The 13,865-nt window shown below is 72.4% G+C and carries 13 protein-coding genes, 1 pseudogene and 1 riboswitch; of the genes and pseudogenes, 4 read left to right on the forward strand and 10 right to left on the reverse strand.

The window, feature by feature from the left end:
• Positions 1-75: 75 nt before the first annotated feature.
• From FHU34_RS08955 to FHU34_RS08975, 5 genes are all read right to left on the reverse strand, one after another.
• On the reverse strand, positions 76-582 hold the full coding sequence (locus tag FHU34_RS08955; RefSeq protein ID WP_145779531.1) for a hypothetical protein: 507 nt from the start codon (positions 580-582) through the stop codon (positions 76-78).
• Between the two features lie 117 nt (positions 583-699).
• A complete protein-coding gene (locus FHU34_RS08960) occupies positions 700-1,764 on the reverse strand; it encodes a coiled-coil domain-containing protein (RefSeq protein WP_425280519.1) in 1,065 nt (354 codons plus the stop codon).
• 4 nt (positions 1,765-1,768) lie between these two features.
• Positions 1,769-1,900: riboswitch (cyclic di-AMP (ydaO/yuaA leader) on the reverse strand.
• A gap of 112 nt (positions 1,901-2,012) precedes the next feature.
• Positions 2,013-2,930, reverse strand: a complete 918-nt coding sequence (locus tag FHU34_RS08965; RefSeq protein ID WP_145779532.1) for a cation diffusion facilitator family transporter — start codon at positions 2,928-2,930, stop codon at positions 2,013-2,015.
• Between the two features lie 106 nt (positions 2,931-3,036).
• On the reverse strand, positions 3,037-5,154 hold the full coding sequence (locus tag FHU34_RS08970; protein WP_145779533.1) for a HelD family protein: 2,118 nt from the start codon (positions 5,152-5,154) through the stop codon (positions 3,037-3,039).
• 108 nt (positions 5,155-5,262) lie between these two features.
• The gene (locus tag FHU34_RS08975; RefSeq protein WP_145779534.1) at positions 5,263-6,210 is read right to left on the reverse strand and encodes an alpha/beta fold hydrolase; all 948 of its coding nucleotides are present in this window, start codon (positions 6,208-6,210) and stop codon (positions 5,263-5,265) included.
• A 169-nt stretch (positions 6,211-6,379) separates the two neighbouring features.
• Here FHU34_RS08975 and FHU34_RS08980 point away from each other — a divergent pair, with 169 nt between their 5' ends.
• The gene (locus FHU34_RS08980; RefSeq protein WP_145779535.1) at positions 6,380-7,003 is read left to right on the forward strand and encodes a carbonic anhydrase; all 624 of its coding nucleotides are present in this window, start codon (positions 6,380-6,382) and stop codon (positions 7,001-7,003) included.
• Between the two features lie 72 nt (positions 7,004-7,075).
• Here the strand turns inward: FHU34_RS08980 and FHU34_RS08985 are convergent, their stop codons facing one another.
• Positions 7,076-7,405 carry a hypothetical protein gene (locus FHU34_RS08985; RefSeq protein ID WP_030330285.1) on the reverse strand — a complete coding sequence of 110 codons (330 nt, stop codon included), beginning with the start codon at positions 7,403-7,405 and terminating at the stop codon, positions 7,076-7,078.
• Between the two features lie 309 nt (positions 7,406-7,714).
• On the opposite strand from FHU34_RS08985, the gene FHU34_RS08990 reads away from it, so the two are divergent.
• The 3 genes from FHU34_RS08990 (at position 7,715) to FHU34_RS09000 (ending at position 10,328) form a co-directional block, all read left to right on the forward strand.
• The gene (locus FHU34_RS08990; RefSeq protein WP_030330284.1) at positions 7,715-8,206 is read left to right on the forward strand and encodes a DUF3145 domain-containing protein; all 492 of its coding nucleotides are present in this window, start codon (positions 7,715-7,717) and stop codon (positions 8,204-8,206) included.
• 96 nt (positions 8,207-8,302) lie between these two features.
• Entirely contained in the window at positions 8,303-10,036 is a 1,734-nt protein-coding gene (locus FHU34_RS08995; protein WP_145779536.1) for a glycoside hydrolase family 3 protein, read from the forward strand.
• 100 nt (positions 10,037-10,136) lie between these two features.
• Positions 10,137-10,328 (forward strand): hypothetical protein, encoded by a 192-nt coding sequence (locus FHU34_RS09000; protein WP_244311591.1) that lies wholly within the window; start codon positions 10,137-10,139, stop codon positions 10,326-10,328.
• 51 nt (positions 10,329-10,379) lie between these two features.
• Here the strand turns inward: FHU34_RS09000 and fabF are convergent, their stop codons facing one another.
• The 4 genes and pseudogenes from fabF to FHU34_RS09020 form a co-directional block, all read right to left on the reverse strand.
• Entirely contained in the window at positions 10,380-11,606 is a 1,227-nt protein-coding gene (gene fabF / locus FHU34_RS09005; RefSeq protein ID WP_145779538.1) for a beta-ketoacyl-ACP synthase II, read from the reverse strand.
• Between the two features lie 2 nt (positions 11,607-11,608).
• Positions 11,609-11,848, reverse strand: coding sequence for an acyl carrier protein (locus FHU34_RS09010; protein ID WP_030330276.1), 240 nt, complete (start codon positions 11,846-11,848; stop codon positions 11,609-11,611).
• Positions 11,849-11,931: 83 nt separating this feature from the next.
• Positions 11,932-12,876, reverse strand: coding sequence for a beta-ketoacyl-ACP synthase III (locus FHU34_RS09015; protein ID WP_145779539.1), 945 nt, complete (start codon positions 12,874-12,876; stop codon positions 11,932-11,934).
• Positions 12,877-12,881: 5 nt separating this feature from the next.
• Positions 12,882-13,799, reverse strand: a pseudogene (locus FHU34_RS09020) (ACP S-malonyltransferase); the annotation flags it as partial.
• Between the last annotated feature and the right edge of the window lie 66 nt (positions 13,800-13,865).

Raw genomic sequence — 13,865 nt, forward strand, 5'->3', positions numbered from 1 at the left:
TCAAGGTCACGCTCGATCATGGATGTAGTGGCCTGATGGCGCTCAGGAGACCACTACATCGTGGTTGCAGCGTGATCACGGCGGCGTGGGCACCGGCTTGCGAGCGCTGGTCGTTCGGGCGGCGTGCCGGCGTCCCCACGGCTTGTAGGTGGACAGCACCGTCGCGATGATCATGAGGGTGGTCGACACCGCGGGCGCGATCACCAGGTCGGCGCGATCCCGTGCGGGCAGGGCGGCGCCCAACGCTCCGGCGTGCCGCAGGTTCGGGGTGAGCAGGAACAGCACCAGCCCGACCATCATCGTGGTGATCACGAGCTTGACCAGCACCCACCGGTAGCGCAGGAGGCCCCACGGGGTGAGCAGCGCGCTGACGACACCGATCAGCCAGACCAGGACGCTCAGCGGTGCGAACAGGACGGTGCCGACCACCGCACCGACCGGGTAGAAGACGGCCGGGTCGGCGCCCCGCTGTACGGCGATGCCGAGGGTGAGCAGCACCAGGTCCGCGCCGAGCCAGCCCAGCGAGGTGACCAGGTGCAGGGTGAGCAGTGCCTTGCGGGCGGTGGGTGGGATCCGAGGCATACCGCGATGCTGCCCGCCGACAGTGGCCGGGTCGTCCGACGACCGGCGACATCGGGTGTACGCCCCGCGACGTAGCCGTGGCCGGTGCCCCTCGACGGGGGCACCGGCCACGAGTGGTCAGTAGACCGACAGGTGCACGTGGTTGGTGTGGTCGCTGGACGGGTCGCCACCCGCCCCGCTGTACGACTTCCATCCGCTGCTGGGCAGCCAGATCTGCCTGTACCAGATCACGTACAGCACGGCGAGCCGGTCGGCGTTGCGGATGAAGTACGCGGCCAGGTTGTTGCCGTACGTCTTGTCGCCGCCGGTGGCGTCGCCGCCGAAGCCACCCTTCTGGGCGGCGAAGTCGCAGGCCCGACCCTTCGGGTGCTCACCGGAGCCGCTGGGGCGGTGGCAGGAGACGTACCGGGTGAAGCCGGCGGCCTTGGCCTGGTTGAGGGCGTGCAGGGTGCGCGGGGTGATGCAGCCGCTGGCCGGCGTGGGGTCGTCGACGTTGCACGACTCCTTCGGCCAGGAGCCGTCGGAGTTGCGCGGAGCGGCCTTCGCGTTGCTGGTGGAGGTGCCCCGGTTGGAGTCCGTGTCGGCGGTGGTCTGCGGCTTCGGGGTGGTGGCGACGGTCAGGGCCCGCTCGGCCTGCTCCTTGCGCTTGGCCATCACCGCGACCTGCTTGCGCTGTTCGTTGATCTCACCGTCCAGGGCGACCCGGGTGCGGTTGGCCTGCTCCTTGCTGGTGAGGAGGTCGCGCAGCACCCGGTCCTCGTTGGCGGCCACCGCGTCCAGGGAGGCGGCCCGGTCCATGAAGCCTTCCGGGGTGTTGCTGTTGAGCAGCGCCGAGATCGTGCTGAGTCGTCCGGTGCGGTACGCGACGCCGGCGATCTCGCCGACCTTGCCGCTGCGCTGGTCGAGTTCGACCTCGAGGGTCTTCAGTTGGGTGGTGAGCTGCTGCTGCCGCTGCACGGAGGAGTCCAGGGCGCGCTTGGCGTCCAGGTAGCCCTTGCTGGCGGCCTCCAATTGGGCTCGGAGTGCCGGGGTGCCGCCCTCTTCGTCGGAGTCGGGTGCGGCGGCCCGCTGGCCGGTCGGGGGAGCGGCCGAGGCGGTGCCGGCCGGGAGCGCGACGCCGAGAGCGAGCATCGCGACGATCAGGGCCGCCAGTTTGGCGGCAGGTGGTCGTGCTGGTGCCACTGCGCAGTCCTTCCGTCAGCCGCCGACCGGGTTAGCTGACGGGTTCGGGACGGAAGATCCCTACCGCTGACGCGGATGCACCCCAGGAACGTGGTTCCCCGGTTCGCCCGTGCGGGCGATTAGGCGACGACCACCACCGGCGCCGGGAGGCGCCGCCTGGTGGCGGCCGGGACAGAGCCTACCGGTACTGGTGGGGCGGCTGCAGCGAATGTGACGGACGGTGAGTGCGTCCTCACGCGGGACTCACCTCACCACTCGATGGAGCCGCACGCCCCGGACGCGGCACCCGGTTCGATCTGCAACGTCGCGTGCTCGATTCGGAAGTCGTTGTGCAGGGCCGTACGCGCTGCGGTGAGCACCGCGCCGACCTCTGCGCCGGGCTCCATGGTGAGGTGTGCGGAGGCCACGTCCATGCCCGAGGTGAGCGTCCAGACGTGCAGGTCGTGCACCTCGACCACGCCGGGAACGGCGGCCAGCCGGTCGTGCACGGCGGTCACCTGGAGGTGTTCCGGTGCGGCCTGCACCAGGATGCGGATGGCTGCCCGGGCCAGCCGCCAGGTGCGTGGCAGGATGAACACGCCGATGGCGACGGCGACGAGCGGGTCGGCCCACCACCAGTCGGTGACGGTGATGAGCAGCGCCGCGCCGATCACGCCGACCGAGCCGAGCAGGTCGCCGAGCACCTCCAGGTAGGCGCCCTGGATGTTGATGCTCTCCCGGGCCCCGGTGCGGAGGAGGGCGAAGGCGACGATGTTGGCGAGCAGGCCGAGGACGGCCACCACGAGCATCGGACCGGTGATGACCTCGTGCGGGTCGCCGAAGCGGCGGATCGCCTCGATCACCACGTAGACCGCGACGCCGGAGAGCAGGACGGCGTTGGCCAGTGCGGCGAGCACCTCGAGTCGGTAGAGCCCGAAGGTGCGCTGCGGGTCGCCGGTGGCCCGCCGGGTCGCGGTGATCGCGGCGAGCGCCATGCCGATGCCGAGCACGTCGGTGAACATGTGCCCGGCGTCGGAGAGCAGGGCGAGCGACCCGGTGTGCAGGGCGGTGACCGCCTCGACCACCATCAGGGTGGCGAGCAGCCCGAATGCCGCCCAGAGTCGACCCCGGTGCTGGTATGCGGCATTGGCGACGGACCCGTGGTGGTGGTCATGACCTGCGCCCACGTGAATTACCTTCCGCCGCCGTCCGAGGTCCGGTCCAATGTATGTTCACATCGCAATGTGTGCAAGTGTACGGGTCGCGCCTCCCACCGGTGGCCGCTCGGACAGGTCAGCCGGTGGGGTCGATGGTGGTGAGTCGCTGGGTGGCCCGGGACAGCGCCACGTACAGGGTGCGTACCCCGGCACCCGGATCCGCCCGGATCTCGCTCGGGGCGACCAGCACGACTCCGTCGTACTCCATGCCCTTGGCCTCCAGGCTGGTGACCACCTGCAACCTCGGCGCGTCCAGCGCGTCGAGCCAACCGGCGACCTCGTCCCGACGCGGCACCGGCGTGATCACGCCGACCGTGCCCTCCACCTCGGCCAGCAGGTCGGCGGCGGCCTTCACGGTCGCGGTCTCCAACCCCGTCGCGGGCACCACCAACTCGACCGGATCGACGCCGGTGGACCGGACGGCGGTCGGCAGCGGCAGGTCCGGGTAGAGCCGACGGATCTCCGCCGCCGCCACCGCGAAGATCTCCGAGGAGTTGCGGTAGTTGGTGGTGAGCGTGAAGTCGTGCCGCTTGCGCCGGCCCAACGCCTGGTCCCGGGCCCGGTCCAACTCGTCGGGGTCGCCGGTCCACGCGGTCTGCGCCGGGTCACCCACCACCGTCCAGGAGGCCAGCCGACCACGACGGCCGATCATCCGCCACTGCATCGGTGAGACGTCCTGCGCCTCGTCGACCACCACGTGCGCGTAGTCCCGGTAGTCCTCTGGGCGCTCCCGAGCCGCCGCGCGGGCGGCCCGCTGCCGGTCGGCGGCGGTGCTCAGCTCGCGTACGCCGCCAGCCAGCTGGAACGGGTCGCGACGGGCCCGGGCCGGCTGCACCGGCTTACCGAGTAGCGCGTCCAACTCGTCCAGCAGCGCGATGTCGGCGATGGTCAGCCCGGTCGAGTCCAGATCCCGGTACGCGGTGGTGAGCAGCCGGATCTCCGCGTTGGAGAGGATCCCCCCGGCGTACCGGCGCAGCCGGTCCGGCTGCGCCAGCCAACCGAGCACGTGCCGAGGGTGCAGACGAGGCCACCACGCCTTGAGGAACTCCCGGAACTCCGACCGCTCGGCGATCTCCGCCTCGAAGGCCCGCTGTTGCGGCAGACGGGTGACGCCCACCTCTCGGGCCTGCGCCCAGAGCGCGGCGAACACCCCGTCGAAGCCAGCCCGGCGCACCTCGTTGCGTCGGGCGCCCCGGTGCAGCGCGCGGTCTCGGATCCGGTCCAGCGTCGTCCGGTCCAGCCGCAGCAGCGTGCCCCGGTACAGCAGCCGCAGCTCACCCGGGCCGCCCGGCACCGCGTCGCGGGCCGCCCGCTCGAGCACCCGACGCATCCGCAGCGAACCCTTCACCGCCGCCACCTGGGGCGGGTCGGTGCGGGTGGCGCTCATCCCCGGGAAGAGGGTGCCCAACGAGTGCAGGGTCGCGGTGTCCTCGCCGAGCGACGGCAGCACCGAGCCGATGTACTCCACGAACACCGACGACGGGCCCACCACCAGGATGCCGCCGCCCGCGTACCGGCTGCGGTCGGAGTAGAGCAGGAACGCGGCCCGGTGCAGGGCGACAGCGGTCTTACCGGTGCCGGGGCCGCCGGCGACGATCGTCACCCCGGAACCGGGCGAACGGATCGCCTCGTCCTGCTCGCGCTGGATGGTCGCCACGATGTCCCGCATGCCCCGGCCGGTGGCCTTGGACAGGGTGGCCAGCAGCGCGCCGTCACCGACGACCGTCATCCCCTCCGGGGCGGCGGTCGGGTCCAGCAGGTCGTCCTCGATCCGGGTGACCCGTTCGGCGCGGGACTGGATCGTGCGGCGACGCACCACGTCCAGCGGCTGCGCCGGAGTGGCCTGGTAGAAGGCGGCGGCGGCCGGCGCCCGCCAGTCGACGACCAGCGTGCGGGCGTCCTCGTCCCGGATGCCGAGCCGCCCGACGTGCAGGACCTGGCTGTCGCGCAGGTCCAGCCGGCCGAAGACCAGCCCCTCGTGCTCGGCGTCCAGGGTGTGCCGCCGCTGCGCCGCGTGGAACACCATGGCGTCGCGCTCGACCAGCGCGCCGTGCGTGCCCACCCGGGCCATCCGATAGCCGTCGCGCTCGGCGCGGACCGCCGACCGCCGCAGCTCGGCCAACCGCGCGTACACCCGGTCGAGGTGGCGTTGCTCGACGGCGATCTCCTGCTCCAGGCCGGTCTGGTCGGTCAACGCACGCTCCTTCGACTGTCGCCGGCAGGCGGCGGAAACCGCGCAAGCCAACCGCAGAAGGGTACGGCCCCGCGCCCGACCCGCCGCGCCCGAGGTGCGGGAACGTGGTCAGACGCCGGTCCCGGCGGGGGTCGCGTCGAGGCTGCGGGGCGGCGGTTCGGCGAGCACCCGACGCAGGACACCGCTGAGCGCGGCGTTGACCTCGTCCGGGCGCTCCATCATCAGCATGTGTCCGGCACCAGGGCAGATGGTCAGCTCGGTGGCCGGCAGGGCCGCCGCGATCGACTCGGCGCACGGCGGTGGGGTCAGCCGGTCCCGGTCGCCGACCAGAGCGGCGGCCGGCAGGTGGGCCAGCGCGGCGAGGGTGTCCAGGCGGTGCTGGGCGCCGATGGAGGCGCGGAACCCGCCGATCGAGCGCAGCGAGGCGCGAGCCACCGCCGAGGTCACCAGGCGGAGATCGGACGGGTCGCAGCGGTCGCCGAAGAGCATCCAGCGGATGCTCGGTCGCAACGCGTTCAGCAGAGCCCGGGGCGCCCGCCACGAACCGCATCGGGCCAACACCCCGGCACCTGTCGTCTCGGCCAGCCGGATCAGCCGGGCGATCCGCGGCGAGAGGCCGTAGACGGTGTGCGTGTGCCCCTCCGCGGTGGTCGAGACGAAGACCAGCCCGGCGGTACGGGCGGCGAAGTGCGCGGGGTGGCGGTGGGCGTACTCCATGATCGTCATGCCGCCCATCGAGTGCCCGACCAGGACGACCGGCCCGGTCGGCACCACCGTGTCGATCACCGTGGCCAGGTCGTCGCCGAGCTGGGCCACTGTGGCAGTGGGCAGCGCCATGCAGCTGGAGTGGCCGTGCCCCCGCGCGTCGTAGGTGACCACCCGCACCGCCCGGCCGACCGACGCCGTGGTGAGCGCCTCCACCTGCCGGTGCCAGGCGCGCCCATCCAGCGTCCAGCCGTGCAGCAGGATGGCTGTCACCTGGGCGTCCGCCGGCCCCGTCACCTCGACGTTGAGCCGTACGCCGTCCGGCATGGTCACCTCGAACCGCTCCGGCATCGCCACCTCCCCAGGGCCGCCCAGCACCACAAGCACCGGGATACCCGGCGGTAACACCGGCTACCCGCCATGAGACCACGCCAATCGCGCCGGGGCGAACATTCCCGACCTCGCCCGTGGTCGTCGGCGGAAGACCAAGCTGAACGGCATGGGGTCCTCGGGAGTGCCCATGGGTGGGACGCCGGGGCAGGGACGGCAGGCCGGCGGTACGCCCCGCGCCGCGCTTGCCGACCTGCTCGCCGGGAACCGGCGGTTCGTCAGCGGCCAGCCGATCCACGGGCACGACGTCACGGCCGCAGCCGCCGCCTCCGGCGACCAGCAGCCGTACGCGGTGGTGCTCGGCTGCATCGACTCACGGGTGCCGCTGGAGGCGATCTTCGACCAGACGTTCGGGGCGATCTGTGTGATCCGTACCGGCGGGCACGTGCTCGACCGGGCGGTGTGCGGCTCCATCGAGTACGTGGTCGGGCAGCTCGGCGTACCACTGGTGATGGTTCTGGGCCACGAGCGGTGCGGCGCTGTGGGTGCCGCGGTGGACGCGCTGCGCACCGGGGAGCGTCCCGGGGGGTCGCTGGCGTACCTGGTGGACGAGATCGCCCCGGCGGTGACCGGGATCGGGTTCGACGACCCGGCGGTGCACCCGCTGGCGATTCGCCGGCACGTCGGGCGGACGGTGCGCACGTTGCGCGACGACGACCTGCTGGCCGGGCCGGTGGCCGCCGGGCGGGTGGCGGTGACCGGCGGCCTCTACGACCTGGCCACCGGCGAGGTCGCCCTCCTCGACCCAGGCTGACCGCCCCCGGACGCGAAACCGCCCGCCGGGAACTCCCGACGGGCGGTTTCAGATGATGCGGTGGGGGAGGGCTCAGCCCTCGAAGACACCGGCCGCGACGAGGCGCTTCTCGGTGGCCTCCCAGCCGTCACCCGGGTGGGTGGCAGCCAGGTTGTTGATCTCCGCCCGGATCTTGGCGGCGTGGCCGGCGGCGGCCAGCACGCGGATCTCCTCGACGAAGGCGTCCGAGTCGGTGCGCAGGTGCGCGGTCTTGCCGTTGGTCAGGTTCCGCACGTAGGCGTGCTTGCCGCCGTTGAGCGGGATGAGGTACTTGAACTCGCCCAGCACGCTGAGGGCGCCACCCTGGCCAGCCTGGCCGGCCCGGACTGACGCGCGCGCGGTCTTAGAGGTGTTGCTCGCCACGGAGGTACTCCTTGCAAGACGTACGGGAGGACTGGACGTCCGGGGGCTGTGTGCGGGCCGAACGTGGACTCGGCTCGCGTAGGTGTAACGCGGCATAAGCCGCCGGTGGAACTGTACAGGACCACGACATCATGCTGGTCGTCGCGGTGTCCTGAGAGGCAACGGCAGCCACCCGTCCGGCTATTCCACCCGGCGTTTTTTCCGATTCCCTGGCGCACCACGCGTCACAGGAGTCATCATGTGTTGCACGAGCCACCTGGGTGGTCGAGGTCGTAGGGGAAGACGCACCTCGCTCTCCGGGAGGTCACCGTGCCAACGCGTGGCGTCGTATACGTCCACTCGACCCCGCTCGCCGTGTGCTCGCACGTCGAGTGGGCGATCGCGCGCGTCCTAGCCGCGCCGGTCAACCTGCAGTGGACGGCTCAGCCCGTCGACCCCGGCGCACGCCGGGCAGAGTGCGGGTGGACCGGTCGTCCGGGGACGGGCGCCGAGCTGGCTGCTGCCCTACGGCAGTGGCCCATGATCCGTTTCGAGGTCACCGAGGAGCCGAGCCCCGGTGCCGACGGTGAACGCTTCATGTACGTGCCGGCCCGTGGTCTGTTCCGAGCCACCGTCGGCGTGGCCGGCGACATCCAGCTCGGCGAGGACCGGCTACGGACGCTGATGGCCGCATCCCGGGCTCCGGAGGCGCTGGCGCACGCGCTGGACAAGGCGCTGGGCACTGCGTGGGACGCTGACCTGGAGCCCTACCGCTACGCCGGCGACGGCGCGCCGGTGACCTTGCTCACCCGGGTCGGCTGACTCGTCCGCGTGCGGGTCGGGCAACCTGCACGCACGTCGTCGGTGGGCCCTGCGGGCGGAAAGGTCAAGTTGCCCCGATAAGGGGGAACTGATGGGATAGGCCGCGTGTCGAATCGCCCGTGGCGCGCCACCGTCGCAGCCGCCGCCCTGACCGTTCTGCTCGTCTCCGGCTGCTCGAATGCCGCCGAACGCCCGGCCCCGACGCCGAGCCCGTCCGGCACCTCGGCGGCGCCGAGCACCTCCGCCGCGCCACCGGCCAGCGACCCCGCCGCCCGCGCCGCCGCGCTGGTCGCGACGCTGTCCGACGAAGACCTGGTCGGCCAGGTGCTGATGCCGTACGCCTACGGCGACTCGGCGACGAAGGTCTCGGCCGGCTCGGCCGCCGGCAACCAGGCCCTCGCCGGAGTCGACACCCCCGCCGACATGATCAGCAAGTACCGGCTTGGTGGCCTGATCCTGGTCGGCTTCAGCGCCGACGACCCGACCAAGGGCAACCAGGAGACCACGAACGTCGACAACCCGAAGCAGGTGCACGACCTCACCACCGGGCTGCGCGCCGCCGCCGGTCGACTCGCCGCCGGTCCCGCGCCCCTGCTGATCGGCACCGACCAGGAGTACGGCGTCGTCACCCGCGTGACCGACGGGGTCACACTGCTGCCCAGCGCGCTCGCGGCGGGCGCGGCCGGCGACCCGAAGCTGACCGAGGCCGCCTGGCGGGCCGCCGGCGCCGAGCTGGCGGCGATGGGAATCAACGTCGACTTCGCCCCGGTGGCCGACGTGCTGGCCACCCGCAGCACCGTGATCGGATCCCGGTCGTACGGCTCCGACCCGAAGCAGGCAGCGGCGCAGGTGGGCGGCGCCGTCCGTGGCCTGCAGGCGGCCGGGGTCGCGGCCACCCTGAAGCACTTCCCCGGGCACGGCCACAGCGCCGACGACTCGCACCAGGATCTGCCGGTGCTCACCCAGTCCGCCGAGGCGTTGCAGAACGGCGCCTGGCCGCCGTTCACCGCGGGCATGGACGCCGGGGCGATGGCGGTGATGTCCGGCCACCTGGACGCGCGGGCGATCGACCCGGGGACCCCAGCGACGTTCTCGCACAAGCTGCTCACCGACGTCCTGCGCGGCCAGCTCGGGTTCAAGGGTGTGGTGATCACCGACGGCATGAACATGCCACCCGCGAAGCGCTGGGCGCCCGGCGAGGCGGCGGTCCGCGCGTTGAACGCCGGTAACGACCTCATCCTGATGACCCCGAACGTCGGTCAGGCGTACGACGGGTTGCTCGCCGCGCTGCGCGGCGGGTCACTGCCCCGGACCCGGCTGGTCGAGGCGGTCACCCGGGTGCTGACCATGAAGTTCCGTCTCGCGGAGACCCCGGCCGCGCAGATGTCCACGCTCAACTCCCCGGAGCACCGCGCGGCGGCCGACGCGCTGGCCGCCGCCGCCGTCACCGTGCTGCGCGGCACCTGCGGCAAGGCGGTGGCCGGGCCGATCACCGTCACCTCCTCCGGCGGTCGGGACGGCACCCGGGCCGCGCTCACCGCCGCGCTGACGGCCGCCGGAGCGCAGGTGAAGCCGAGTGGCGGGACGGTCGTGCACCTGGTCGGCTACGGCGACGGCGCCAAGGACCTGCGGCCCGACGCGGCGGTCACTGTCGCCATGGACACCCCGTACGTACTGGCTGGCGCGAAGTCGCCGACGCTGCTGGCCACCTACTCGTCCAGCCGGGCCTCGATGACGGCGTTGGCCGCCGTGCTGGCCGGCAAGGCCAAGCCGAGCGGCCGGTCCCCGGTGGCCGTGCAGGGCCTGTCCGCCACCACCTGCGGCACCTGAACCGTCCTTCGAGCCGCCCGGCCGGCGGCGAAAACGGCTCGCCTCGGCTCGGGGGGCCTGACAGTCTCCAGGGATGGGAGCGGCAGAAGGATTTCGGCACGTGCGACGGGCCGACGGCACTGTGGTGATCACCCACCACGGGCGGGTGGCCGGCACGCTGCGCGGCGGTCGGGCGGCGGAGTTCCTCGCCGAGGTCGACGACGACCCGCAGTTGGTGATGGCCCGCTGGACCGGCAACTACCGCCACGGCAACGAGCGCACCGCGAAGCAGCACCCCCGCAACCGGGGCTGAACGAGCAGAACGGGCCACCTCCGATCGGAGGTGGCCCGTTCTACGGCAGGCTCAGGGCCGGGCGAAGACCAGCGCCACGTTGTGGCCGCCGAAACCGAACGCGTTGTTCAGCGCGGCCGGAATCTCCATGTGGCGGGCCTTGTGCGCGGCGACGTCCAGGGTGAGGCCGGGCTCCGGGTCGTCGAGGTTGATCGTCGGAGGGACGACACCGTCGCGGATGGCCAGGATGGTGGCGATCGACTCCAACGCCCCGGCCGCACCGAGCAGGTGACCGGTCATCGACTTCGTCGCGGACAGCACCGGGTGGTCACCGAGCGCCTTGTGCAGCCCACTGATCTCCAGCATGTCCCCGACCGGGGTCGAGGTGGCGTGCGCGTTGACGTGAACGATGTCCCGCTTCGCCACGTCCGCGTCCGCGATCGCCTTGGCGATGGCACGGATGGCGCCCTCACCCTCGGCGTGCGGCTGCACGATGTCGTACGCGTCGGAGGTGATACCGGCACCGGCGAGGCGCGCGTACACCCGGGCGCCCCGGGCAGCCGCGTGCTCGGCCCGCTCCAGCACCACGATGCCGGCGCCCTCGCCGAGGACGAAGCCGTCGCGGCCCCGGTCCCACGGGCGGGAGGCGCGCTCCGGCTCGTCGTTGCGGGTCGACATGGCCCGCATCGAGCTGAAGCCGGCGATCGGCAGCGGGTGGATGACCGCCTCGGTGCCACCGGCCACCACCACGTCGGCCCGACCGGAGCGGATGATGTCCAGGCCGAGGGCGATCGCCTCGGCGCCGGTGGCGCAGGCGCTGGCCACCGAGTGCACACCGGCCTTCGCGCCCAGCTCCAGACCGACCCAGGCGGCCGGACCGTTCGGCATCAGCATCGGGATGGTGTGCGGGGAGACCCGCCGTGGCCCGGAAGCCTCCAGGATGTCGTCCTGGGCGAGCAGGGTGGTGGCGCCACCGATACCGGAGCCGACGCTGACGGCCAGCCGCTCCCCGTCGAGGTCGGAGCCGTCGAGGCCGGCGTCCGCCCAGGCCTGCTGCGCCGCGATGATCGCGATCGCCTCGGAGCGGTCCAGTCGGCGCAGTCGGACCCGGTCCAGCACCTCGGACGGCTCCACGGCCAGCTGAGCGGCGATCCGGACCGGCAGTTGCGCGGCCCACTCCTGGGTGAGGGCACTCACCCCGGAGCGGCCGGCGAGCATGGCGTCCCAGGTCGACGCGACGTCCCCGCCAAGCGGGGTCGTCGCGCCGAGCCCGGTGACGACGACGTCAGGACGACTCATGATCAGGACTGCGCCGCGATGTAGCTGACGGCGTCACCGACGGTCTTGAGGTTCTGCACCTCGTTGTCCGGGATCTTGACGCCGAACTTCTCCTCGGCGGCAACCACGACCTCCACCATGGAGAGCGAGTCGACGTCGAGGTCGTCGGTGAAGGACTTCCCCTCGGCCACGTCGTCCGGGTTCACCCCGGCAACCTCTTCGAGGATCTCGGCGAGGCCGGTGGTGATCTCGTCACGGGTCATTGCGGTTGGTTCCTTTCATCGGGGTTTCCGGCGGACGGCGTCGCCGACCGCCACTCCTGGACGCGTACGCGCCCGAGGGGGCATCAGGGGCAGCGGACGACCTGACCGGCGTAGGTCAGGCCACCGCCGAAACCGAACAGCAGCACCGGCGCGCCCGAGGGCACCTCCCGGCGCTCGACCAGCTTGGACAGGGCCAGCGGCACGCTCGCCGCGGAGGTGTTGCCGGACTCGACGATGTCCTTCGCGATGATCGCGTTGGGGATGTTGAGTCGCTTGGCGATGCCGTCGATGATCCGGGCGTTGGCCTGGTGCGGCACGAACGCGGCCAGCTCCGACGGGTCGACCCCGGCCCGCTCGCAGGCCTGCAGGGCGAGTGGTGCGATAGCGGTGGTGGCCCAGCGGAACACCGCCTGCCCCTCCTGCTGGACGTACGGGCGCCAGCCCTCGATGCGGACCGCGTCGCTCTTCTCCGGCACCGAACCCCAGACCACCGGCCCGATCCCGGCCGGCTCGTCGTCGGCGGTGGCGGAGACCACGGCGGCGCCGGCGCCGTCGGCGAAGATGATGCAGGTCGAGCGGTCGGTCCAGTCGGTGAAGTCGGACAACTTCTCCGCGCCGATGACGATCGCGTTGCGGGACGCGCCGGCCCGGATGGCGTGGTCGACGGTGCCCAGCGCGTACGCGAAGCCGGAGCAGGCGGTGTTGACGTCGAACGCGCCCGGGGCGGTGATGCCCAGCTTGGCGGCGACCCGGCAGGCCACGTTGGGGCTGCGGTCGATGGAGGTGCAGGTGGCCACCACGACCAGGTCGATGTCGGCGGCGGTCAGGCCCGAGTTGGCCAGCGCCTTGCCGGCGGCGGCGGCGGCCATGTCGGCCACCGTCTCACTGTCGGCGATCCGCCGGCTGACGATGCCGACCCGGTCCCGGATCCACTCGTCGTTGGTGTCGACGAGCTGCGCGATGTCGTCGTTGGTCACCACCCGGGAGGGTTGGTAGTGCCCCATCGAGACGATGCGACTGCCAGTCATGAGCGACCTCCGATGCGGGCGATCAGGTCCCGTGCGGCCGGCAGGTCGTCCGGGGTGTTCAGGGTGACGATCTCCGGGGCGCCGTCGCCCTTGAGGTCCCGCTTCACCAACCCGGCGAGAGTGCCGGCCGGTGGCAACTCGATCACGCCGGTGACCCCGAGGTCGGCCAGCGTACGCATGCACAGATCCCACCGCACCGGCGCGGTGACCTGACGCACGAGGCGCTGCACCATCTCGGCACCGTTGTCGACCGCCGTGCCGTCGAGGTTCGACAGCAGGAGGCGGACCGGGTCGGCGGGGGTGATCTCGGCGGCGACCGCGGCGAGCGCGGTCTCGGCCGGGGCCATGTACGGGGTGTGGAACGCCCCGGCCACCTTGAGCCGGATGATCCGCGCCCGCGCGGGCGGCTCGGCGGCGAGCTTGTCGAGCCCGTCCAGCGAACCGGCGGCGACGATCTGCCCGGCGCCGTTGCGGTTGCCCGGGTACAGCCCGTTGGCCTCGATCGCGGCGAGCACCTCGTCGGGGTCGCCGCCGAGCACCGCGGCCATGCCGGTCGGCTCCAGCGCGCACGCGGCCGCCATCTCCCGGCCACGAACCCCGGCGAGGCTGATCGCGGCCTCGGCCGACAGCACACCGGCCAGGACGGCGGCACCCAGCTCGCCGACGCTGTGACCAGCGGTGAGCGCGACATCGTCCAACGGCAGGTGTTCGCCGGCGAGCAGCGCCGCGGCGACCAGCAGCGGCTGGGTGCGGGCGGTGTCCTTGATCTCGTCGGCGTCGGCGTCGGTGCCCAGATGCATCAGGTCGACCCCGGCCAGCGCCGACCACTCGCGCAGACGCGCCTCCGTGCCGGTCAGGTCGAGCCAGGGGGTCAGGAAGCCGGGTTTCTGAGAACCCTGGCCGGGACTAAGTACGGCGAGCACGCCTATGACTCTCCCGGATACGCGCGGGTAACGCTGTGCCGCCCCCGACCAAACCGCACTAGGACC

Origin of the sequence: Micromonospora taraxaci (assembly GCF_007830095.1) — a bacterium.
In the GTDB taxonomy this organism is placed as follows: Bacteria; Actinomycetota; Actinomycetes; order Mycobacteriales; family Micromonosporaceae; genus Micromonospora; species Micromonospora taraxaci.